Origin of the sequence: Polynucleobacter sp. AP-Capit-er-40B-B4 (genome assembly GCF_018882245.1) — a bacterium.
GTDB lineage: Bacteria > Pseudomonadota > Gammaproteobacteria > Burkholderiales > Burkholderiaceae > Polynucleobacter.
In genome coordinates this window covers 633,794-653,227 of record NZ_JACVOV010000001.1, presented here as the reverse complement: position 1 = coordinate 653,227, position 19,434 = coordinate 633,794, and the positions used below count along the sequence as shown (strand labels likewise).

The window sequence follows — 19,434 nt, the reverse complement described above, 5'->3', positions numbered from 1 at the left end:
GCTTATTGGTTTACTTATCAGTTCAATCAGCGTGCAGCAGTTTGACGCTGCAAGATGTTGGTGAACTCTTCAATAAAAGTTTCAAAGCGAATAGAGAGGCGGTCTACATCTGTTGCTGCGCGGTTATAGGCAACCACTGCTGGAATTGCAGCAAACAAACCAATCGCAGTTGCTACGAGTGCTTCCGCAATACCTGGGGCAACTGCCGCTAAGGTTGCGTTTTGGACGTTCGCTAAACCACGGAAGGCATGCATGATCCCCCAAACAGTGCCAAAAAGACCGATATAAGGGGAGACTGAGCCAACGGATGCCAGGAAGGGCAGATTGGCCTCTAGGAGGTCCATTTCGCGTTGGTAAGTGGCTTTCATGGCCCGGCGGGCAGCGTCAATCTCACGGCCCTTGGTGAACTCCTGCATACCGGCCTCAAAGATGTGCTCCAGGACGGCATCGCTGCGGGTATTGCGCTGGGCGGCCTCCAGGAGGGTGTTCAGGTCGCCACCGGACCAGAAATCCCGCTCAAAGCGCTCCGTATCTAGCCTAACCCCTCTTAAAACCGCCGTTTTCTTAAAAATGATGGTCCAAGAGGCTATGGACATGCTGAGTAATAACAACATTACCAACTGTACTAATAGGCTGGCATTGAGGACTAGGGAGAGGAATGAGAGGTCTTGTGTAGAGGTCATGGTGGATTTTGTATGATGTAGGTTGATTTTACTAAGTTAATCAACTCAGCAATCGAACTTCATCAGGATTATCACCATGTTTGACCGTCAAAACACTTTAGCCAAAACCGATCCCCAATTATGGGAAGCTATTCAGAATGAAAATAAGCGTCAAGAGGACCATATTGAGCTGATTGCATCTGAGAACTACACCTCACCAGCGGTCATGGCAGCTCAAGGCTCCCAATTGACCAATAAGTACGCTGAAGGTTATCCGGGTAAGCGTTATTACGGCGGTTGTGAATTCGTGGACGTTGCTGAGCAATTGGCGATTGATCGCGTCAAAACTTTGTTTGGTGCTGAAGCAGCAAACGTTCAACCCCATTGCGGTGCATCTGCTAACCAAGCAGTATTTTTAGCGTTCTTAAAGCCGGGTGATACGTTTATGGGCATGAGTCTTGCTGAAGGTGGTCACTTGACCCACGGTATGGCACTGAACATGAGTGGTAAATGGTTTAACCCAATCGCCTATGGCCTCGATAAAAATGAAGAAATTGATTACGAGCAAATGGAGCGTTTAGCTCGTGAGCACAAACCAAAATTGATTATTGCTGGCGCCTCTGCTTACTCGAAGAAAATTGATTTTGAGCGCATCGGTAAATTAGCTAAAGAAGTGGGCGCGATTTTTATGGTTGATATGGCTCACTATGCTGGTTTGATTGCTGCTGGTGTTTATCCAAACCCAGTGCCTCATGCAGACATCGTTACCTCAACCACTCACAAGAGTTTGCGTGGTCCCCGTGGCGGCATCATCTTGATGAAGGCTGAGCACGAGAAGGCTATTAACTCCGCGGTATTCCCAGGCTTACAGGGTGGCCCTTTGATGCATGTGATTGCCGGTAAGGCAGCAGCATTTAAAGAGGCGCAAGAGCCTAGCTTTATCGATTATCAAAAGCAAGTTATTGCGAATGCGAAAGCTTTGGCTGAAACATTAATTGCTCGTGGCTTACGAATCGTTTCTGGCGGAACTGATTCTCATGTGATGTTGGTTGATCTACGCGCTAAGAAAATGACCGGTAAAGAAGCGGAGCGTGTCTTGGGTGAAGCGCATATTACGTGCAACAAAAACGGTATTCCAAATGATCCTGAAAAACCAATGGTGACTAGCGGTATTCGTTTGGGTTCACCTGCGATGACTACACGTGGCTTTAAAGAAGCAGAAGCAAGACAAGTAGGAAACTTTATTGCCGATGTTTTGGATAACCCAAATGATCCAGAGAACATTGCTAAAGTGCGCGCTCAGGTTTCTGAGTTAACTAAGCGCTTCCCAGTCTACGGTTAAGCAACCAACCAAACAAAGAAGAGTTCATTGCGCTGCCCTTTCTGCCATAACGACGATACTCAGGTGTTAGACACTCGGGTATCGGACGAGGGCGATACTATTCGCCGTCGCCGCCGTTGCGCTAAATGTGACAAGCGATTTACGACCTATGAGCGCGTTGAACTCGCGCTACCAGCGATAGTGAAGAAAAATGGCAGTCGTGTGGAATATAGCCATGACAAGTTGGCAAGTTCACTGAAGCTGGCTTTGCGTAAGCGCCCAGTGTCTTCTGACTCTGTTGATGAATCGATTGCTCGAATAGAAGAAAAACTCCTCAGCCTTGGCGAAAAAGAGATTCCTAGTGAGCGAGTGGGCGAGCTGGTGATGCGTGAGCTCAAGCGCTTAGATAAGGTGGCTTATATTCGCTTTGCTTCCGTATATCGAAGCTTTGCCGACATTGAGTCATTTGAGAGCGCTCTCAAAGAGCTGAAGTAGGCGAACCTTTATAAAACAACTTCCAATCCTTTTCTCTCAATGAGGGATAGCAGTTTAAGGGAGGGGCCGCTAGGACTTTTATCTCCAGCTTCCCATTTTTGAATGGTTGATAAGCTAGTATTTAAAGTTAACGCAAATACGGCTTGACTTAAATGTGTTTTGGCACGAAGACGCTTGATACGCGTGGGCGTCATTGGCTTTACATCCAAGTTCTGCAGGGCCTCGAATTCATCCATACTTTTTCTTGTAATGAGTCCAGACCGATGAAGACCAGCCACGGTTTCTCGCATTTCTTCAATAATGCGACTACTCTTATTTTTTGTGATCATGCTCTACCTCCCTTAATTCGTTGCTCTTAATCGCAACATCAATTTCGCTATCTGTTAGATTCAATAATCTTTTTGATACTTCCTGTAAATAGACTAGCTCATCCCTACTTACATTAGACTTTTCATTTTTAGCAAATCCATAGATAAAAAACCAGCGCTTCATTAATTGAGTTGCTACGATTACTCTAGCGCCAGATCTTTTTCCTATGCCGATCAACCCGATACGTTTTTTGTACGTATTAAAGCCAAGATCAGCATCAATAAGCCCTCGCTCCATTTCGTCAATTGCACGCAGTAAATCGCAGTCTTGAATCTTGCATTTCCCCATCCATTTTGTAAAAGTTTTTGTTTTAAGAGCAAGCTTTTTTGTCATGCAAAACTATACCACTTAGTGGCATAGTTAAATATTACCTTATAAGTTGAGAATGGAAAAGGGTAATGCGAAAAAAGAAGCGCTAATTTATAAAATCCGTATTAGAGTGGGTGCGAAGTTAATTGCTGAGCATCAAAAAGACAAGCTAGTCCACGATTTGAAACTGTGGCAAAAGTGCCATGGAGGGCGCTCTCAAGGAAATAAGGTTAAGAAGTTGCTTCTAGCCCTGGAGGATTAAATGAATAGTGCTAAAAAGACCAAAATAAAAGATTTAAAAAATTCGATGTTGTTGACTATCTGAAGACCGAAAAAGATATTGCTGCTTATCTTTCCGCTGTTTTAGAGGATGGTGATCCCGCTTTGTTTGTTGCCGCTATTGGCGATATTGCCAGAGCTAAAGGGATGACAGAGATTGCTAAGAAGAGTGGCGTTACGCGGGAGTCTCTGTATAGAGCTTTAAAAGTAGAGGCTAGACCACGATTTGAGACTGTGACGCGAGTGGTACAGGCACTAGGCATGAAACTGAGTGTTCATGCTTAATCAGAATTAGATCGTCTTTGCTTTCTCGGCGCACATCATCTTGATGACGCCATCAATATCGGTAGGCTTTTTCCAGCCCAAAGTCTTGATAGCTTTTTCTGGGTTTCCTACGCTGGCAACAATTTCATTTGGCCGGAAGAAGCTCTTCTCAATTTCTACGTACTTCTGCCAATCTAAATCAAAATATTCAAATGATTTAGCGACAAAATATTTCAGCGATTCTTTTCTACCAGTAGCAATGACAAAATCATCTGGTTTGTCTAATTGCATCATGAGCCACATGGCTTCTACGTATTCTGGAGCCCAACCCCAGTCACGAGAAATATCCAAGTTACCGAGTTGCAATTTATCTAATTGACCTGCTTTGATTTTGGCTGCACCAGCAATGATCTTTTGGGTAACAAAACGCTCAGGGCGCAGTGGGGATTCATGGTTGAACAAGATTCCGGTACAGGCATAGAGGCCATAAGACTCGCGATAGCTATTGATTAACCACTTCGCAGTAGATTTGGCTACGGCGTAAGGGCTGCGTGGTGCAAAGGGTGTTTGTTCGTTGGCGGGTGTATCGCCAGTATCACCAAAACATTCGCTTGAGCCGGCATTGTAAAAACGCACTGGCTTACTTAGGAGACGGATCACCTCCAAAATATTGAGCGTGCCAATCGCAATACTCTCGATGGCTTCAACAGGCTGATCAAAGGAGAGTCCTACTGAGGTTTGTCCAGCAAGATTGTAGATTTCATCAGGATCAGCAGTCTGAATCGCATTAAAAACACTTCTGAAGTCGTTGATCGAAACAGAGAGGAGTTTGACCTGCGAGCGAATACCTAAGGCATTTAGATTATTAAAGGAAGAGGCCATCACATCACGTGATGAACCCGTTACTTCATATCCTTTGGATAAGAGGTGCTTGGCTAAGTAAGCACCGTCTTGCCCGGTAATGCCAATAATTAAAGCTTTTTTGACGGCCAATTTACGTGCTTACTTTAATGCCGCAAAAATAGAGGCAGTGATGTCCTCAACGTTGCCTGTGCCACTGACTTTGCGATAGGCAGGCGCTTTTACTTTGTCGGCAGAGTTGGCTTGCGCAGCCCATGAGGAGTAGTACTCAACCAATGGGCGAGTCTGATCGTCATAAACCTGCAAACGTTTGCGAACGGTTTCTTCTTTGTCGTCATCACGTTGAATCAGGTCTTCACCGGTGACATCATCTTTGCCAGCCACTTTTGGTGGGTTGTATTTGATGTGATAAGTGCGACCAGAAGCGGGATGAACACGACGGCCACCCATGCGATCGATGATGGCATCAAATGGCACATCGATTTCTAAAACGTAATCGATCGGCACGCCGGCATCTTTCATGGCTTGTGCTTGTGGGATCGTTCTTGGGAAACCATCAAACAAATAACCTTTGCTGCAATCAGGTTGAGTAAGACGATCTTTTACGAGTCCAATGATGATGTCGTCAGAAACTAAACCGCCGGCATCCATAATTTTTTTAGCAGCAACACCCAGTTCTGTTCCCGCTTTCACAGCAGCGCGCAACATGTCGCCTGTGGAGATTTGTGGAATAGCGAACTTTTCGCAAATAAACTGAGCTTGTGTGCCTTTTCCAGCACCTGGTGCACCGAGCAGAATCAACCGCATTGTTTTCCCCTTAGAAGAGCTGTCATTGTCCCGTATTTTGTTGGGCTCATTAATGAGTAATCCCTAGGATTATCCCCGAGAAGGGCGGCAATGACCCCTGAAAAGCGATTTTTCTAGGAATTGCCCAGTAATTGTTGGATGCGCTTGAGGTCCTCGGGGGTATCAACCCCTGCCGGAGGTGCCTCAGGGGCAATATGAACGGCAATCCGATAGCCATTCCAGAGGGCGCGTAGCTGCTCCAAGGCTTCTGCTTGTTCTGGAGGGGCCGGCTCCAAGCGGCTATAAGCCTGCAAGAAGTCGGCTCTATAGCCGTAGATGCCAAGGTGCCGTAAATGCTCAGTGGATTGAAGGGCTTGAGCATCCCTCACAAAAGGAATGGGTGCTCTTGAGAAGTACAGTGCTTCACCTGAACGATTTAAGACAACCTTCACCACATTCGGATTATGAATTTCTGCAGCTTCTGTAATCGGTACTGCCACGGTGGAGATGGCGCAACGTGCATTTTCAGCTAAGGTGCTCGCAACTTGGTTGATCAACTCTGGTGGAATCAGCGGTTCATCACCTTGCACGTTCACGATCAGTGCATCGTTTGGAAGTTTTAAGAGTTGCGCAACTTCTGCAATGCGGTCCGTACCAGTTGGATGATTCTCGCTAGTGAGCAAACAATCGATACGATGCTCGTCACAAGCCGCCTGAATCTCGGGTGAGTCAGTAGCCACCACAACACTTTGCGCCAGAGATAGCTTAGCGCGCTCCGCCACTCGAATCACCATGGGTTTACCACCAATATCTGCCAGTGGTTTACGAGGCAGGCGAGTAGATCCCAGTCTAGCTGGAATCACTACTAAAAAATCAGGCGCTTTGGAGGATGCAGTCATTGATTGAAAAATCTCAATGATTAAGCTAATTCGTCACTACTAAGAGTGCGCGCTTCGTCTACCAACATGACTGGCACATCATCACGTATAGGGTAAGCCAACCGATCTGCTTTACAAATCAATTCACCTTTACCGGCATCAAATTGGAGCTGGCTTTTGCAAAGAGGGCAAACCAAAATATCGAGCAGTCGTTTATCCATGATTTTGTAGTGAGGTCTATGTAGGTGAGTCTAAATAAGTGAAGTTACAGTGTAGTGCTATCTAGTTGTAGTCAACAAGTCTGGACAAGCGGCCTAGATTAAAGGTTGTAGCGATAAGGGTCCGGTCTTTGCAAGATGGATTGGAGCCATTCGGCTAGATTGTCAGGCAAAGAGAGTGAGAGTGGCACTACCCAAATACGCTCATCATTAATAGCTGCGCATTTCACAGCATCTTTTTCTGTAATGAGAATGCATTGAGCATTGATCTTTTCAAAAAACTCGGGGGTGTAGCTTGCATGATCAGGCAGGGGAATGCATTTTCCTGCAATACCTTGGCTAAGAAGATCATCAAAAAAGCGCTGTGGATTACCTAGCGCTGCAACAGCAGTAATCTTATTGGGTAAATAGCTATCCGCAATTTGAGAAAGTGTTTGATGATTATTTGGGTTAATGAGTTGATAAGCGGCGCCCAAATGACCTAATAGAGAGAATGCTCTACGCCCCTGAAAATATTCTTCTTGCTGGCCGATTTTGTGGGCACTATCTTTTGCGGTCAATAAAGTCGCATCCCGTTCACGGGTGGCGGGCTCGCGCAATGGGCCTGCTGGCAATAAGAAGCGATTGCCTTCTCCGCGGCCATCATGTACCACGAACTCGATATCGCGACCACCTTCACGGGCAGGCCAACGATCTAATCCAGTATGTTGCAGACCATCATCACTAATGATGACGTTCACATTGGGGGATTGCTTTAGTAAAGCGCGAATACTTTGTTGACGTTTTGGAAATACCCAAATCGGAAATTGGTTATGCGTACGCTTGGCAATGAGGACAGGTTCATCACCAACTAATGCAGGGTCAGAATCACTCTTTACCTGCAATGGAGCAAGTTGCGAAGAAGAACCATAGCCTCTACTAATAATTCCAGGATTCCAGCCTAACTGCTGCAAGCGTTCTGCGAGTGCAATCACGATCGGTGTCTTACCTGTACCGCCAACACGAATGTTTCCCACAATGATGACGGGAATAGGTGCCGGTTTCTGTTTAATGAGGCCGGTGTCTAAGACTAGCTTACGAGCACGTAGTATCAATCCATAAAGCCAAGAGAGTGGCCACAAGATCAAACTCGTGGGACCACGTCGTTCCCAGAACTTGGGGGCTTTACGGAAAAAAGAAAAGGACATTAAAAATAGGATTCTGAGATCGTGGTCTTATAACTTCGAATGTATAGCTTATTTCTTGGTTTGACTACTAAACACAATATTAGAGAGATTGGCATCACGCGCCGCTTCAAGAGCGCTCATCACAGCTTGATGCGGTGCTCTGGCATCTGCATCAATATTGACTTGTAAGTTGCTTGCGGACTCTTTCTTGCTATCTGCTTGCCCACTTAATTGGATTAATGCGCTGCTCAGTTGAGAACGATCAGTCACTTTGCCATTAATCGCAAAGCGACCATCGCGGCTAACAGCTATATGGATCTGCTTTACCTCTGCCTGGCTCTCGCTGCCATTCGCAGTGGGTAATGTAATCGCGAGTTCTTGATAGCGCGTGAAGGTGGTGGAAATCATCAAAAAGATCAACACTACTAACAACACATCAATAAATGGAATGAGATTAATCTCAGGCTCTACTGGTGCAGCTGTGCCCCCTAGAGAAAATCTTCTCTTTGCATGGGCATGTGTTTCTAGCCAACTCATTTAGCGTTATCGGTTGGATACAGTTTTTTAAAGATTTGGCGCGTGAACTCTTCGCATTCACGTTGACGCTGATTTGCCATGGAGCGTAAACCACGCCAAGCTGCTAATGCAGGAATCGCAATCAATAATCCGAAGGCCGTGTTGTACAAAGCCACTGAAATTCCGTGAGCCAATTGCTGAGGACTACCTGCTGCACCATTAATGGCGCCTTGACTGCCGAAAATTTCAATCATGCCTACTACGGTGCCAAACAAGCCAAGCAGTGGCGCAATAGTGGCAATCGTAGCGAGCGCGCCAAGATAACGATCTAATTTGAGCCAAGTGCTTTGGGCTGTCGCTTGAAGTTCCTCGAGAGCACTCTCGGCACTACTGCCACTGAGCTTCTCTTTGAGGGTGCAAGCTAATAATGGGCTGGCTGGTGAAAGTTGGGCTAACTCGGCAACCTGCAAGTCACTGACTGCAGAGCCCCCTTTGGAGCCAAGCATTTGATTGGTAAGGGTAAAAGCAGTTTCGAGGCAGTTTTTGGGAAAAATATGGATTTGCCGTAGATACCAGCAGCGCTCTAGGGCAATCGCTAAGCCCAAAATAGAAATAATGAGGAGGGGCCAAATAGGCCAGCCAGCGGATAGTAAGATGGAGTACATAAGCTCAGTACTTTAGCTGAATTAAAAAGCCTCTTTCGGAAAGCTTGCCTGTGGATAACTCTGTGCAAAACTTTTTTGGATTTGTGCTGTAAGTCCTTGATTGATGGTGGGCGTATCAATAAATGGATGAATATTGATTTTCTAAGCTTGATTAATCTTGATATAAATCAAGAGCTTATAATTGTGGTGTTGGATTTATGAGACGTTTTGGGTCAGTAATTACTTACTTATGAGCATTAAACCTAGGGTGTATTGGGGTCTGTGGATATTTATTGGCCCATAAGCCTGATGGATGCGGGATTAAAGAGAAAAAATGTCTGAAATATCAAGGGAAATTCTGAGTGTTGGCGATCTAAGCCGCGCCATTGCTGCCTCTTTGGAGGATCGTTTTGATACGGTCTGGGTAAGCGGGGAGATTTCCAACTTCAAGGCTTATGACAGCGGGCACTGGTATTTCTCATTAAAGGATGAAGAAGGCCAAATACGCTGTGTGATGTTCCGAGGGCGTAATGGCCAGGTCGGATTTATGCCGCAATCCGGTGACTTGGTTGAGGTGAGCGCCAATCTGGGGATGTATGTGCCCCGTGGAGATATCCAACTCACCATTCAGACACTGCGCCGCGCAGGAATGGGTGGTTTATATGAAGCCTTCTTAAAGCTCAAAGCCAAACTTGCTAAAGAGGGTTTATTTGATGAGGAGCGTAAACACGAGATTCCAACGCATCCTAGATCGATAGGCATCATCACATCACCACAAGCAGCCGCATTAAAAGATGTTTTAAGTACGCTAGCAAGAAGAGCGCCACATATTCCGATTGTGATTTATCCAACCCTAGTGCAAGGACCAGATGCCCCTGCCGGAATTATTTCTGCCCTCAAAGCGGCTGAAAAAGAAAATGCAGTTGATGTCATTTTGTTGGTGCGCGGTGGCGGCAGTATTGAAGATCTCTGGGCATTTAATGATGAGCAGCTGGCTTATGCGATTGCGCAATCACCAATACCTGTAGTCAGTGGTGTTGGGCATGAAACCGATTTAACAATTGCTGACTTTGTATCTGACTTGCGCGCACCTACACCCACTGGCGCCGCAGAATTAGCTGCGCCACGCAAAGATCAAATGCTGCAAGAGTTAGACGCCATCATGCAAGCCTTGTTACAGCGCATCAACCAACGCGTAGAACGTGAAGCGCAGACCTTAGATCAACTGGCGCTAAGACTGAGTCACGCGCCGCCTAATCCAGATCGCATGCGCGAGCAAATACAGGGCTGGCAGCAACGCCTTAATCAAGCTTGGTTAGTACGTATGGAAAGTTGGAAGCGCAATCAAACACACTATCAGTCTCAGCTGGAGATGCTCAATCCACAGAGAACCCTAGAGCGTGGATATGCAGTGATCTTGAGTAAAGAAAAAGATCAACTCCACGCGGTGCGAAATCCGGACGAGCTTAAAACAAAGCAAAATTTTCAAATAAGGTTGGCTGAGGGTCGAGCGGATGTGCTATTCGAAGAAATTGTTAGCAAAGAGTCATAATGCAGGCTTGACAAAGCGTACGCTTTTGCGTACCATAACCTCAGGAGGCCATTATGACAACAATTACTGCAAGCGAAGCTAGAGCAGGTCTTTATCGCTTAATTGATCAAGCAGCAGAGTCCCATAAGCCAGTGACGATTTCTGGGAAGCGGGCTAATGCTGTCCTGATATCAGAGGAGGATTGGAGCGCAATTCAAGAGACCTTATATCTTATGGCAGTACCCGGAATGCGCGAGTCCATTAAGGATGCTATGGCAGAACCTCTTGCCAAGAGCAAGAGGGTATTAAAGTGGTGACTTGGAATTTAGTTTTTTCCAAGTACGCTTTAAAAGACGCTAAAAAATTATCCGCTGCTGGATTAAATGATAAGACACAAGCATTGCTGGAAGTATTGGCAATTGATCCCCTGCAAAATCCACCGCCCTACGAAAAATTAGTGGGAGACCTCAAGGGGGCATACTCCCGGCGCATTAATATTCAACATCGCTTGGTGTACGAAGTTTTTCGTAAAGAGAGAACTGTTCGTGTATTAAGAATGTGGACTCACTACGATTAAAGCCCTAAAAAATATTGGGCTCTATCTGTAAGGTCACACCAAATTTATCGTGTACTTTATCCCGAATACATTTAGCAAGACCAAGAATATCCTCAGCGGTGCCACCGCCATGGTTGACGAGTACTAGGGCTTGGTTTTCATAAACACCAACGGCACCCATGCGTTGACCTTTAAAACCACATTGATCAATGAGCCAGCCAGCAGCGAGTTTGCGCTTGCCTGGTAAGTCTGCATAAGAAACTAAATCTGCGTAGGTTTTAAGAAGCGTTTCGTACTGCTCATTCGGAATTACCGGGTTCTGAAAGAAGCTACCCGCATTACCGATGACTTTCGGATCGGGAAGTTTGTGAGTGCGGATCTTGCAAACGGCTAGGAAGATCTCTTCCGGACTAGGGTTGGCATCAAGCGGAAACTGTTTAGCTAGATCCGTATAATGAATACGCGCCTGCCAAATTTTTGGCATTTTAAAAACAACCTTTGTCACGATAAAGCGGCCGGGATTTTGCTTGAAGTAACTATCGCGATAGGCAAAGCGGCATGCCTCTTTTGGGAGAGTGACAAAGGCATGGTCTTTGGCATCAAAGGCTTCCATACGATCGATGTATTCGCCGATCTCAACGCCGTACGCACCGATGTTTTGTATGGGCGCGGCGCCAACAGTACCCGGTATCAGGGCCAGGTTCTCAAAGCCGGGCATGCCATTTTCTAAAGTCCACGCAACGAGTTCGTGCCAAACCACTCCGGCACCGACTGACAGAAACGTAGCTTCGTCATCGCTGGAGAGGATTTCTTGACCCAGAATGTCAATTAGCAGGGTGGCGCCAGGCAGTACGCTCGGTAATATGACATTACTCCCACCGCCCAATACTCTCCAAGACAGCTTTTGCTCCGCAATCTCAGACATCACTGCCGGAATTTGCTCTGGAGAGTGGATTTCATAGGCGAGCTCGGCTACAGCATCAAGGCCAAAGGTATTGCGGTGCTTGAGCCCTAAATTAGGAGTCAATTTTGCGGGGTTGGACGCATTGTGAGTACGGTTCATGGCGCAATCTTATATGTATCCAATCTATTGAAAATGAAATGATTGGTCATTTTGGCCGAATCCCAAGATCTACGATTGATTCCTCGAAGACTGCTTTTGGAAAATAACGCATTGCACGTTCATCAATAGGGAGGCTTGGCAAATACGCTCGTACTAAGTTCATCACCATTAATGCTTGATTGAGATCACGTTGTTTTTTTACGGGCTCTCGATTGATTTGATGTGAGAGCCATGCTTTATGAATGGCAAATGCTCTTGGGTCTGGGACAGGCATGATCGCTGAAGTCCCATTAGCCGCAATGACAACTTGCTCTAATCGAGGAGCATTCGCTAGCCATTCTAGATTTGGTACTTCCATGATCTCGAGATCACCCTGAGCGAATAATTCAGGCTTGGGTGCTAACATTCCTTTGTCCTGACCAATCAGGTCAACCATAAAGCCATCCTTGTTGATAGCTCTAAATCCTTCTGCTGTTGAAATTTCAAAAGTTCTATCAACCTTCTTGAGTAAACCCAGTAAACCTTCGCCATCCAGTTTTTTTGCTAGCAAAGATACTTGCTTTCGTACATCAAAGAGCAGATCAATATCACCAGAGGCCAATAGTTCCATTTTGAGCTCTACAGCAGCCATTGACTCATAGGCAAAGATTGCATGAGTGCCAACAACTCGTAATTCAGACAGAGCTTGAGCTTGATCAAGTCTGAGCAAAATTTCACCAATAATGCTGGGCATGCGACCTAGGCGAACCGCCCGATTTAGCTTTCGTTGAGAATCAAGTTTGACTTTAAGACTCTGATATTTTTCATGAGCTAATGCCTTGCCTTCTTCAAACTGTCGGAAAATTTGCTCAGTTTCGGGGGTGCGCGGCCCAAGTGATTTGCTGTTGCCTGAGGCGCTAGTGAGTCGTAGTAGGTAATCCTTGCCATTCACATTTTTCCAACGCATGCCGTATTTATAATCATGATGGCGCCAGAGAACTTCGCGCCAGGCCCGATAAATCTGGTCTGATTCCACTAAAAATAGGCGTTGCTGGTCCGATAAAGGCTTCATTTTTTACCTGTAAAAATCTATTTTTTAAATTTACAGGTAAAATCTCAAACAATCAAGCATTATTAGCTAAAAATATGATGTGTCGTTTAGGGACAGTGTTGAACGACAATTCAGTTAATCTTCAAAAAAATGTAAAGGATTTGATATGCCATCATTTGACGTTGTTTGTGAGCCGGACATGGTTGAGCTCAAAAATGCGATTGAGCAATCGAATAAAGAAATCAGCAATCGTTTCGACTTTAAGGGCTCTGATAGCCGTGTAGAGCAAAAAGACGAAGCTTTAATTTTGTTTGGTGATGATGACTTTAAGTTGGGTCAAGTGCGTGATGTGCTCGTTGGCAAAATGGCCAAACGGAATGTGGACGTGCGTTATCTCAAAGATGACAAAACTGAAACGATCGGTGGAGACAAGCGCAAGCAAACAATGAAGATTCAAAAGGGTATTACTTCAGAGTTGGCTAAAAAAGTAGTGCGCATCATTAAAGACAGCAAGCTCAAAGTGCAAGCAAGCATTCAGGGTGATGCCGTGCGCGTTACAGGCGCTAAGCGAGATGACTTACAAGAAACGGTGGCTTTGCTCAAGAAAGAAGTAACCGAAGCGCCATTGGGCTTTAATAATTTCCGTGACTAATGTTGCGCCAGCAATAGCTCCAGCAAGCCAAGAAGCCATAGAGCGCTTCTGCGATGCTTGCTGGCTAGAAGACGGCCTTGCTCAAAACAGCCTAGCCGCATACCGTAGAGACTTATTGCTATTAGCGCAGTGGCTTTATAAGGAGTCTGGTGGCGATCTTTATGGTGTTACCGAAAAAGATCTCACTGCTTATATTGCTTATCGCAGAGCGGATAAAGCCACCACTGCGAATCGACGCTTAACGGTTTTCAAGCGCTTCTACCGTCACGCCCTACGCATCAATTTAGTGAAGAACGATCCTTGTATGGGATTGCGCGCTGCCAAGCAAGCGCAGCGCTTTCCAAAGACATTGAGTGAAGATCAGGTTACCGCCTTGTTAAATGCGCCAGATATTGAAACACCATTGGGTTTGCGTGATCGCACGATGCTCGAGCTCATGTATGCCAGTGGATTGCGCGTCTCCGAAATCGTTTCTTTAAAAACAGTAGCCCTTGGATTAAATGAAGGCGTAGTACGAGTAGTGAATGGTAAAGGCGGTAAAGAGCGCTTAGTACCTTTTGGTGGTGAAGCAGGGCAGTGGCTCAGAAAGTATCTTGCCGAAGCCCGTACCCCATTGCTCGAGGGCAAAACATCGGATGCTGTTTTTGTCGGTCGTCATACGGGCACTGGTTTAACCCGGCAGGCATTTTGGGCGCTGATTAAGCGTTATGCCACAGTAGCCAATATCTCTGTAGCGCTTTCACCTCACACCCTGCGTCATGCTTTTGCAACCCATTTACTCAATCATGGGGCGGATTTAAGGGTAGTGCAGCTCCTTTTGGGGCATGCTGATATCTCTACCACCCAGATTTATACCCATGTGGCCAGGGAAAGACTCAAATCCATTCATCAGCAGCATCATCCGCGTGGTTCTTAAATGAGCGTCTGCAATGCAGGAATACATCAATCACTACTATGGATCAGAGTTGTTGATGAAGTAAATTTGTGATCTCTTGTAAAGAATTGAGTGACACTGACATGAACTGCAACTGGTAACCTAAGATGCTAGCCAACTTAAGCAGGATAACTAAAGTAATCTTCTAAAAGCCATAGTCTTAATAAACCCAGTATTGTTGGCTGGTGTAACGCCTTGCTATGGGTCAATGCTAGGGCCGACATATCAAGAATTTACGAATAGCCTTAACTCATTTACTGCTTGGAAGAGCTGTAGTGCGTGTACCAATAACTTTGACTACAGCTAAGTCGATTGGATGGGTTTGTAAGTTCGTAAATTTCTCTTTCATATTCGTACCTATAGGTATGAATTACTGTACCAATTTGATGCCTATAGGTATCAAATGGTTATAAAAGGAGGGCTTAGGTTAAATGACGACCAGTTAAGTTAAAGGCGGCTTTCCGGTCCGCTAATTAATGAAGATTGCGCAGCCACTCCCTTGTTTTAGGGTTGACATTGACAGATTTATTTGATATCTTAAAGATATCTATATCACAGGACGTAGTGTTATGAAATCAGCTAGTGCCCAAATTGCATTTCGCTATAGAGCGCAAGACAGCGCCACTGGTGTGACACGATCCACCGCCAAGCGTTTAGCGGAGACCTTAGGTGTTGATGAAACTCAGGTGATTCATTTGGCCTTGCATGAGCTAGCAAATAAGTTTCTTCCTCAATATGCAGCTGATGATGGTGCGCTAAGTAAGGCTCAAATTCAGCAAATTAAGAAAGTTGCTCCTAAAGCTAGAAAAGGTATTGTTCGTAGCAGTCTTTTTGAATCAGCTTAATGCGTTGGTGGCTCGAGCCGGTAGCCGGTGAAATTGTCTGGTGTCACTTCCCAGATAACATCCAACCAAAACCTAAAGCAAGACCTGCATTGATACTATCTTGCTTAGAGAGTGATGACGGTAATTTTTTTGCAAATGTTGCCTACGGTACAAGTAAAAAAGTGGATCGTTTATATAAAGGTGAGTTTTTGATCGCGAAACATCAAAATCCCGTTGCTTATGATGTCGCAGGATTGAGTTATGACACAAAATTTGATTTAGGCAATGCGATCGAATTGCCATTCAATGATCGATATTTTGCGGTTCCACCGCATGCCCCATTTGGACACACGCCAAAAATGGGCATATTGCACCCCAGCATGGTCAAAGCTGCTAGTGCGGCATTTAAAGCGATTCGCGCTAAGTAGAAATCAATAAGTGTTTAAGATAGCGATATGGAATTGACCCTCGATCTATTGCTCATCCCAATTGCCTATTTCATTGGCTCCGTTTCTTTTGCGGTAGTGGTGAGCAAGTGCATGCGCTTGCCCGATCCTCACTCTTATGGTTCTGGTAATCCAGGCGCCACGAATGTACTGCGTACAGGTAATAAATTAGCCGCAGTATTGACCTTGATTGGTGATGCTCTTAAAGGTTATTTTGCTGTCATGCTCGCGCGTGTATTGCTAGGTGATGAGTCACTCACATCCACTTTAAATTCTTGGTTGCTCTGTGGGGTGGTTATCGCTGTTTTTCTGGGGCACCTCTTTCCAATATTTCATGGGTTTAAAGGTGGTAAAGGTGTTGCCACTGCCTGCGGCATTTTGTTTGGCATCAATTGGATCTTGGGCTTAGCTACACTGAGTACTTGGATTATTGTGGCAATGTTTATGCGCTACTCATCATTAGCAGCTTTGGCTGCCGCAATCTTTGGCCCTATCTATTTTGTTTTCTTGTTCGGCCTTCAGCCAATGGGTATTGCGCTACTGATAGTTTGCCTCTTATTGATTTGGCGTCACCGTAGCAATATCCAAAATTTAATGAATGGCACCGAAAGTCGTATTGGTTCCAAAAAGACTCCAAACTAAAGACCCCAAAGTAAAGACCTCAACCATGACAATTGCTTACGCCTGTGTTCTCTTTATGGGTCTCCTGCCTTATGTGGCTGCTGGTATCGCTAAAAAAGGTTTTGAGGGTTATGACAATGCCCTACCAAGACAATGGCTTGCTAAACAAACTGGCTTTAGGGCTAGAGCGAATGCCGCACAAGCCAATCTATTTGAGTCATTGCCGCTCTTTTTTACTGCAGTCATCATTGCTTCAATTGCCAATGCACCGCAAGCCAGAATTGATCTACTAGCGCTAGGTTTTGTAGCTGCACGGATTGCCTACTTGATTTGCTATGTTGCCAACTGGTCAACGACACGATCCATTGTTTGGACTTTGGGAATCATCTGTGTAGTGAGCTTATTTTTCCAGATTTAAGTAGTACGCACACAACCACCGATAGCCTAACAACTAAAACTTCACCATTATTAAAAACGGAGACAGATTCATTCTTATGCCAACTAAAAAACCAGCCGCAGTTAAAAAGCTGACGATCAAAAAAGCAGGTGCCACAAAAAAGAAGGCATCAACAAAGACCACCTCATCAAAAGATGATGTAGGTTTACCTTTATCTGTAGTGATTCGTCGCCGTATTGAGGCGCAAAAAGCACGCTTTCATGCAAATGACAATATCGCTGCTTTTATTCAACCAGGAGAGCTTGAGGGCTTGGTAGATGAAGTTGCGGAAAAGATGCAGGCCGTCTTAGAAAGTCTAGTGATTGATACTGAAAATGATCACAACACTAAAAATACCAGCCGTCGTGTCGCCAAAATGTATGTGCAGGAAGTATTTAACGGTCGATATGTAGAGCAACCAACACTGACGAAGTTCCCTAACGTGAGCCGCTTAAATGAGCTCATGATTATTGGTCCAATCACCGTGCGTAGCGCATGCTCCCACCATTTGTGCCCAATCATGGGCCGTATTTGGATTGGGGTGTTGCCAAGTAAGGAATCTGCACTGATCGGTCTTTCTAAGTATTCGCGCCTGACCGAATGGGTCATGTGCCGTCCGCAAATTCAGGAAGAGGCGGTTGTGGAGTTGGCAGATATGCTTGAGAAAAAGATCAAGCCCATTGGTGTTGCAGTCGTAATGGATGCCGATCACTTCTGTATGCAGTGGCGTGGCGTAAAAGATCGTGATTCCAAGATGATTAATAGCGTGATGCGTGGAGCCTTTTTAAAGGATTCTAATTTGCGTCGTGAGTTCTTGGCCCTGATTGATCGTAAGTAATTTCATGAAAAAGCTTTTTATTCTTGTCTTGCTGGGGGTGGTGCTAACAGGTTGCTCTAACACTCCTAGGCGACAAGACTATCAAGCATTTATGGATGAGGAAGTAGAGTCCCCATTCTTTAAGGTACCCGCAGTAAATCAAAAAGACTTTGCAGACCGTACCTGGATCTTATTGGCTGAGTCTAAGACTAAGTTGTGGTTCTATGATCCTTATACGCTGACTGAGGATGAAGAAGGGGTTGTTGCCTTTGATGCATTCTTCTCGCCAAGAGAGCAAAATAATTTGCAGTTATTTAATGCCACCATTGTGGGGCCTTACCGGCAAAAGATAGATTGCTTTGGTAATCATCAGTGGTCAGAAACGCTATACACAAAGAACTTGGTACCCAAAGACCCCAACGCAGTTGATATCAAACCAGTCAATGGTTCTGGCTGGGTCAAAATTAAAGGACGCACTGCAATGGCCTATGTGCGAACTCGGGTATGCGGTAGAAAGTTCATTGATGATCAAAACATTAATTACTTTTTATTCCAAACCAATCCCATATCTTTAGTGCAAGCACGCAAAGAAGTGATTCGAGATACTGCGCAAAAAAATACCCCAAGCAACAATCCTCTTGAAGCGCCACCACTCGCGTCTATAGAGGTGCCTTCAGAAAAGACTCCAGTGTTTTATGAGGTGGTTAATAACGAGGTTGCTGTTATTGATGTAAAGAATGATGTCCGCCAAATGAGGCTCAGTTCCTATTTGATGGAAAAAGATTTTCCGAAACAAGCTGACTATTTATTCACGGCAAATTGCCAAAGCAATACTTACAGCTTGCTTGTTCAAGGGGCTAGTGAAAAATCTGGTGGAGTAAATGTTGTAAAGGAAAACATTGGCGCCAAAGAATCATTGGGTGCAGTAGCATTTAACCGTGCCTGCGATAAACATGGCGCTTATATGCAACTCATTAATCGAGGCGCAAGATAGCAATGAAGCAATTTCGCTTGCTCGCAGCTTTCGTAACTATTTTTTTAGCAATGGGTTTACTTGGATGCACGAGCATGCCAACCGTCAATCAAGATCCCGCAAAAAACAATAAGGCTACTTACAACAAAGATCTAAAAGAGTGCCAAGAGGATTACCCGGAGGTTGGATCCGGCGTTCACGTTCGACAATGGATAGGCTGTATGAATCTCAAGGGTTGGAAGTAAACACGCTTTGCGAGAGTACAAAGTTTTCTGAGAACAATTCTCATCTATATTTCTATATAAATCATTGACTTACGTGGTGGCTAGCAGCATTAAATCTTCTCCACTATGATCAACTCTAGTTTTAAAAGGTCTTCTTATTTGAGATTGCACTTTTAAATTATTCGCTGTTTTACTTTTTGGAGAACCCATGAAAAATAGTCGTCGCCAATTTATGATTTTGTCTGCTGCTGGTGCCTGCACTTTGGCATTGAACGGTAAAGTTCAAGCTCAAGCAATGGTTGCTGAAACAGATCCACAAGCTGCTGCATTGGGTTACAAGGCTGATGCCTCCAAGGTAGATAAAGCGAAATATGCTAAATATGCTGCTGGTCAACAATGTGACAACTGCGCCTTGTATCAAGGTAAAGCAGGTTCTGCGGCTGGTGGTTGCTCATTGTTTGCTGGTAAGCAAGTTGCTGGCAAGGGCTGGTGCTCTGCTTACGCTAAGAAAGCTTAAGTTAAAGACATTCGCTTTTTTCGACTCGCGTCGAATAAAACA

General features: G+C 45.1%; 28 protein-coding genes. 16 read left to right on the top strand and 12 right to left on the bottom strand.

All coding sequences use genetic code 11. The features are described from left to right. Positions 1–26: 26 nt before the first annotated feature. On the bottom strand, positions 27–683 hold the full coding sequence (tolQ, locus tag ICN19_RS03245; RefSeq protein WP_068320510.1) for a protein TolQ: 657 nt from the start codon (positions 681–683) through the stop codon (positions 27–29). 76 nt (positions 684–759) lie between these two features. On the opposite strand from tolQ, the gene glyA reads away from it, so the two are divergent. After that, positions 760–2,004, top strand: coding sequence for a serine hydroxymethyltransferase (glyA, locus tag ICN19_RS03240; protein ID WP_216245746.1), 1,245 nt, complete (start codon positions 760–762; stop codon positions 2,002–2,004). Positions 2,005–2,031: 27 nt separating this feature from the next. Then, complete coding sequence (gene nrdR, locus ICN19_RS03235) at positions 2,032–2,478, top strand: transcriptional regulator NrdR (protein WP_068320514.1); 447 nt, start codon at positions 2,032–2,034, stop codon at positions 2,476–2,478. 8 nt (positions 2,479–2,486) lie between these two features. Here nrdR and ICN19_RS03230 read toward each other — a convergent pair whose 3' ends face one another. Further along, the gene (locus ICN19_RS03230; RefSeq protein ID WP_216245745.1) at positions 2,487–2,807 is read right to left on the bottom strand and encodes a DNA-binding transcriptional regulator; all 321 of its coding nucleotides are present in this window, start codon (positions 2,805–2,807) and stop codon (positions 2,487–2,489) included. Further along, complete coding sequence (locus ICN19_RS03225) at positions 2,791–3,180, bottom strand: type II toxin-antitoxin system RelE/ParE family toxin (RefSeq protein ID WP_216245744.1); 390 nt, start codon at positions 3,178–3,180, stop codon at positions 2,791–2,793. Before ICN19_RS03225 ends, ICN19_RS03230 begins: the two co-directional genes overlap by 17 nt. Before the next feature lie 297 nt (positions 3,181–3,477). Here ICN19_RS03225 and ICN19_RS03220 point away from each other — a divergent pair, with 297 nt between their 5' ends. Beyond that, a complete protein-coding gene (locus tag ICN19_RS03220; RefSeq protein ID WP_216246026.1) occupies positions 3,478–3,720 on the top strand; it encodes an addiction module antidote protein in 243 nt (80 codons plus the stop codon). Positions 3,721–3,726: 6 nt separating this feature from the next. Here the strand turns inward: ICN19_RS03220 and ICN19_RS03215 are convergent, their stop codons facing one another. The 7 genes from ICN19_RS03215 to ICN19_RS03185 form a co-directional block, all read right to left on the bottom strand. Next, positions 3,727–4,692 carry a GDP-mannose 4,6-dehydratase gene (locus ICN19_RS03215; RefSeq protein WP_216245743.1) on the bottom strand — a complete coding sequence of 322 codons (966 nt, stop codon included), beginning with the start codon at positions 4,690–4,692 and terminating at the stop codon, positions 3,727–3,729. Between the two features lie 9 nt (positions 4,693–4,701). Continuing rightward, positions 4,702–5,367: an adenylate kinase gene (gene adk, locus ICN19_RS03210; protein WP_216245742.1), complete on the bottom strand. Its 666-nt coding sequence runs from the start codon at positions 5,365–5,367 to the stop codon at positions 4,702–4,704. 113 nt (positions 5,368–5,480) lie between these two features. Continuing rightward, positions 5,481–6,245: a 3-deoxy-manno-octulosonate cytidylyltransferase gene (gene kdsB / locus ICN19_RS03205; RefSeq protein WP_216245741.1), complete on the bottom strand. Its 765-nt coding sequence runs from the start codon at positions 6,243–6,245 to the stop codon at positions 5,481–5,483. A 20-nt stretch (positions 6,246–6,265) separates the two neighbouring features. Beyond that, positions 6,266–6,445 (bottom strand): Trm112 family protein, encoded by a 180-nt coding sequence (locus tag ICN19_RS03200; RefSeq protein WP_216245740.1) that lies wholly within the window; start codon positions 6,443–6,445, stop codon positions 6,266–6,268. A 98-nt stretch (positions 6,446–6,543) separates the two neighbouring features. Beyond that, complete coding sequence (gene lpxK / locus ICN19_RS03195) at positions 6,544–7,629, bottom strand: tetraacyldisaccharide 4'-kinase (RefSeq protein WP_216245739.1); 1,086 nt, start codon at positions 7,627–7,629, stop codon at positions 6,544–6,546. A 48-nt stretch (positions 7,630–7,677) separates the two neighbouring features. Beyond that, positions 7,678–8,145: a biopolymer transporter ExbD gene (locus ICN19_RS03190; RefSeq protein ID WP_216245738.1), complete on the bottom strand. Its 468-nt coding sequence runs from the start codon at positions 8,143–8,145 to the stop codon at positions 7,678–7,680. After that, the gene (locus ICN19_RS03185) at positions 8,142–8,789 is read right to left on the bottom strand and encodes a MotA/TolQ/ExbB proton channel family protein (RefSeq protein WP_216245737.1); all 648 of its coding nucleotides are present in this window, start codon (positions 8,787–8,789) and stop codon (positions 8,142–8,144) included. Before ICN19_RS03185 ends, ICN19_RS03190 begins: the two co-directional genes overlap by 4 nt. Before the next feature lie 313 nt (positions 8,790–9,102). On the opposite strand from ICN19_RS03185, the gene xseA reads away from it, so the two are divergent. The 3 genes from xseA to ICN19_RS03170 are packed head-to-tail and all read left to right on the top strand — an operon-like array spanning position 9,103 to position 10,876. After that, on the top strand, positions 9,103–10,320 hold the full coding sequence (gene xseA / locus ICN19_RS03180; RefSeq protein ID WP_216245736.1) for an exodeoxyribonuclease VII large subunit: 1,218 nt from the start codon (positions 9,103–9,105) through the stop codon (positions 10,318–10,320). Between the two features lie 53 nt (positions 10,321–10,373). Continuing rightward, positions 10,374–10,616 carry a type II toxin-antitoxin system Phd/YefM family antitoxin gene (locus tag ICN19_RS03175; protein ID WP_216245735.1) on the top strand — a complete coding sequence of 81 codons (243 nt, stop codon included), beginning with the start codon at positions 10,374–10,376 and terminating at the stop codon, positions 10,614–10,616. After that, positions 10,613–10,876 carry a Txe/YoeB family addiction module toxin gene (locus ICN19_RS03170; RefSeq protein ID WP_216245734.1) on the top strand — a complete coding sequence of 88 codons (264 nt, stop codon included), beginning with the start codon at positions 10,613–10,615 and terminating at the stop codon, positions 10,874–10,876. The genes ICN19_RS03175 and ICN19_RS03170 overlap by 4 nt, the downstream gene beginning before the upstream one ends. A gap of 4 nt (positions 10,877–10,880) precedes the next feature. Here ICN19_RS03170 and murB read toward each other — a convergent pair whose 3' ends face one another. Both murB and ICN19_RS03160 read right to left on the bottom strand, forming a co-directional pair. Continuing rightward, positions 10,881–11,918 (bottom strand): UDP-N-acetylmuramate dehydrogenase, encoded by a 1,038-nt coding sequence (gene murB / locus ICN19_RS03165; RefSeq protein ID WP_216245733.1) that lies wholly within the window; start codon positions 11,916–11,918, stop codon positions 10,881–10,883. Positions 11,919–11,964: 46 nt separating this feature from the next. Beyond that, positions 11,965–12,969 carry a GSU2403 family nucleotidyltransferase fold protein gene (locus ICN19_RS03160; protein WP_216245732.1) on the bottom strand — a complete coding sequence of 335 codons (1,005 nt, stop codon included), beginning with the start codon at positions 12,967–12,969 and terminating at the stop codon, positions 11,965–11,967. Positions 12,970–13,114: 145 nt separating this feature from the next. Here ICN19_RS03160 and ICN19_RS03155 point away from each other — a divergent pair, with 145 nt between their 5' ends. The 10 genes from ICN19_RS03155 (at position 13,115) to ICN19_RS03110 (ending at position 19,392) form a co-directional block, all read left to right on the top strand. After that, the gene (locus tag ICN19_RS03155; protein WP_216245731.1) at positions 13,115–13,600 is read left to right on the top strand and encodes a YajQ family cyclic di-GMP-binding protein; all 486 of its coding nucleotides are present in this window, start codon (positions 13,115–13,117) and stop codon (positions 13,598–13,600) included. Further along, entirely contained in the window at positions 13,593–14,516 is a 924-nt protein-coding gene (xerD, locus tag ICN19_RS03150; RefSeq protein WP_216245730.1) for a site-specific tyrosine recombinase XerD, read from the top strand. Before ICN19_RS03155 ends, xerD begins: the two co-directional genes overlap by 8 nt. 587 nt (positions 14,517–15,103) lie before the next feature. After that, positions 15,104–15,379: a hypothetical protein gene (locus ICN19_RS03145; protein WP_216245729.1), complete on the top strand. Its 276-nt coding sequence runs from the start codon at positions 15,104–15,106 to the stop codon at positions 15,377–15,379. Beyond that, positions 15,379–15,786, top strand: coding sequence for a type II toxin-antitoxin system PemK/MazF family toxin (locus tag ICN19_RS03140; RefSeq protein ID WP_216245728.1), 408 nt, complete (start codon positions 15,379–15,381; stop codon positions 15,784–15,786). The genes ICN19_RS03145 and ICN19_RS03140 overlap by 1 nt, the downstream gene beginning before the upstream one ends. Before the next feature lie 27 nt (positions 15,787–15,813). Continuing rightward, a complete protein-coding gene (plsY, locus tag ICN19_RS03135; RefSeq protein WP_216245727.1) occupies positions 15,814–16,446 on the top strand; it encodes a glycerol-3-phosphate 1-O-acyltransferase PlsY in 633 nt (210 codons plus the stop codon). A gap of 25 nt (positions 16,447–16,471) precedes the next feature. Further along, positions 16,472–16,843 (top strand): MAPEG family protein, encoded by a 372-nt coding sequence (locus ICN19_RS03130; RefSeq protein WP_216246025.1) that lies wholly within the window; start codon positions 16,472–16,474, stop codon positions 16,841–16,843. A gap of 76 nt (positions 16,844–16,919) precedes the next feature. Continuing rightward, on the top strand, positions 16,920–17,699 hold the full coding sequence (gene folE, locus ICN19_RS03125; RefSeq protein ID WP_255536915.1) for a GTP cyclohydrolase I: 780 nt from the start codon (positions 16,920–16,922) through the stop codon (positions 17,697–17,699). 4 nt (positions 17,700–17,703) lie between these two features. After that, positions 17,704–18,672 carry a hypothetical protein gene (locus ICN19_RS03120; protein WP_216245725.1) on the top strand — a complete coding sequence of 323 codons (969 nt, stop codon included), beginning with the start codon at positions 17,704–17,706 and terminating at the stop codon, positions 18,670–18,672. 2 nt (positions 18,673–18,674) lie between these two features. Beyond that, entirely contained in the window at positions 18,675–18,896 is a 222-nt protein-coding gene (locus ICN19_RS03115; RefSeq protein ID WP_216245723.1) for a hypothetical protein, read from the top strand. A gap of 187 nt (positions 18,897–19,083) precedes the next feature. Next, on the top strand, positions 19,084–19,392 hold the full coding sequence (locus ICN19_RS03110; protein WP_215392080.1) for a high-potential iron-sulfur protein: 309 nt from the start codon (positions 19,084–19,086) through the stop codon (positions 19,390–19,392). The last annotated feature ends 42 nt before the right edge of the window (positions 19,393–19,434 follow it).

Excerpts from the sequence above, each read along its gene's own strand:
- tolQ (WP_068320510.1), bottom strand. The coding sequence starts at position 683 with ATGACCTCTACACAAGACCTCTCATTCCTCTCCCTAGTCCTCAATGCC.
- glyA (WP_216245746.1), top strand. The coding sequence starts at position 760 with ATGTTTGACCGTCAAAACACTTTAGCCAAAACCGATCCCCAATTATGG.
- ICN19_RS03230 (WP_216245745.1), bottom strand. The coding sequence starts at position 2,807 with ATGATCACAAAAAATAAGAGTAGTCGCATTATTGAAGAAATGCGAGAA.
- ICN19_RS03225 (WP_216245744.1), bottom strand. The coding sequence starts at position 3,180 with ATGACAAAAAAGCTTGCTCTTAAAACAAAAACTTTTACAAAATGGATG.
- adk (WP_216245742.1), bottom strand. The coding sequence starts at position 5,367 with ATGCGGTTGATTCTGCTCGGTGCACCAGGTGCTGGAAAAGGCACACAA.
- kdsB (WP_216245741.1), bottom strand. The coding sequence starts at position 6,245 with ATGACTGCATCCTCCAAAGCGCCTGATTTTTTAGTAGTGATTCCAGCT.
- ICN19_RS03200 (WP_216245740.1), bottom strand. The coding sequence starts at position 6,445 with ATGGATAAACGACTGCTCGATATTTTGGTTTGCCCTCTTTGCAAAAGC.
- lpxK (WP_216245739.1), bottom strand. The coding sequence starts at position 7,629 with ATGTCCTTTTCTTTTTTCCGTAAAGCCCCCAAGTTCTGGGAACGACGT.
- ICN19_RS03190 (WP_216245738.1), bottom strand. The coding sequence starts at position 8,145 with ATGAGTTGGCTAGAAACACATGCCCATGCAAAGAGAAGATTTTCTCTA.
- ICN19_RS03185 (WP_216245737.1), bottom strand. The coding sequence starts at position 8,789 with ATGTACTCCATCTTACTATCCGCTGGCTGGCCTATTTGGCCCCTCCTC.
- xseA (WP_216245736.1), top strand. The coding sequence starts at position 9,103 with ATGTCTGAAATATCAAGGGAAATTCTGAGTGTTGGCGATCTAAGCCGC.
- ICN19_RS03175 (WP_216245735.1), top strand. The coding sequence starts at position 10,374 with ATGACAACAATTACTGCAAGCGAAGCTAGAGCAGGTCTTTATCGCTTA.
- murB (WP_216245733.1), bottom strand. The coding sequence starts at position 11,918 with ATGAACCGTACTCACAATGCGTCCAACCCCGCAAAATTGACTCCTAAT.
- ICN19_RS03160 (WP_216245732.1), bottom strand. The coding sequence starts at position 12,969 with ATGAAGCCTTTATCGGACCAGCAACGCCTATTTTTAGTGGAATCAGAC.
- ICN19_RS03155 (WP_216245731.1), top strand. The coding sequence starts at position 13,115 with ATGCCATCATTTGACGTTGTTTGTGAGCCGGACATGGTTGAGCTCAAA.
- ICN19_RS03145 (WP_216245729.1), top strand. The coding sequence starts at position 15,104 with ATGAAATCAGCTAGTGCCCAAATTGCATTTCGCTATAGAGCGCAAGAC.
- ICN19_RS03140 (WP_216245728.1), top strand. The coding sequence starts at position 15,379 with ATGCGTTGGTGGCTCGAGCCGGTAGCCGGTGAAATTGTCTGGTGTCAC.
- plsY (WP_216245727.1), top strand. The coding sequence starts at position 15,814 with ATGGAATTGACCCTCGATCTATTGCTCATCCCAATTGCCTATTTCATT.
- ICN19_RS03130 (WP_216246025.1), top strand. The coding sequence starts at position 16,472 with ATGACAATTGCTTACGCCTGTGTTCTCTTTATGGGTCTCCTGCCTTAT.
- folE (WP_255536915.1), top strand. The coding sequence starts at position 16,920 with ATGCCAACTAAAAAACCAGCCGCAGTTAAAAAGCTGACGATCAAAAAA.
- ICN19_RS03120 (WP_216245725.1), top strand. The coding sequence starts at position 17,704 with ATGAAAAAGCTTTTTATTCTTGTCTTGCTGGGGGTGGTGCTAACAGGT.
- ICN19_RS03115 (WP_216245723.1), top strand. The coding sequence starts at position 18,675 with ATGAAGCAATTTCGCTTGCTCGCAGCTTTCGTAACTATTTTTTTAGCA.
- ICN19_RS03110 (WP_215392080.1), top strand. The coding sequence starts at position 19,084 with ATGAAAAATAGTCGTCGCCAATTTATGATTTTGTCTGCTGCTGGTGCC.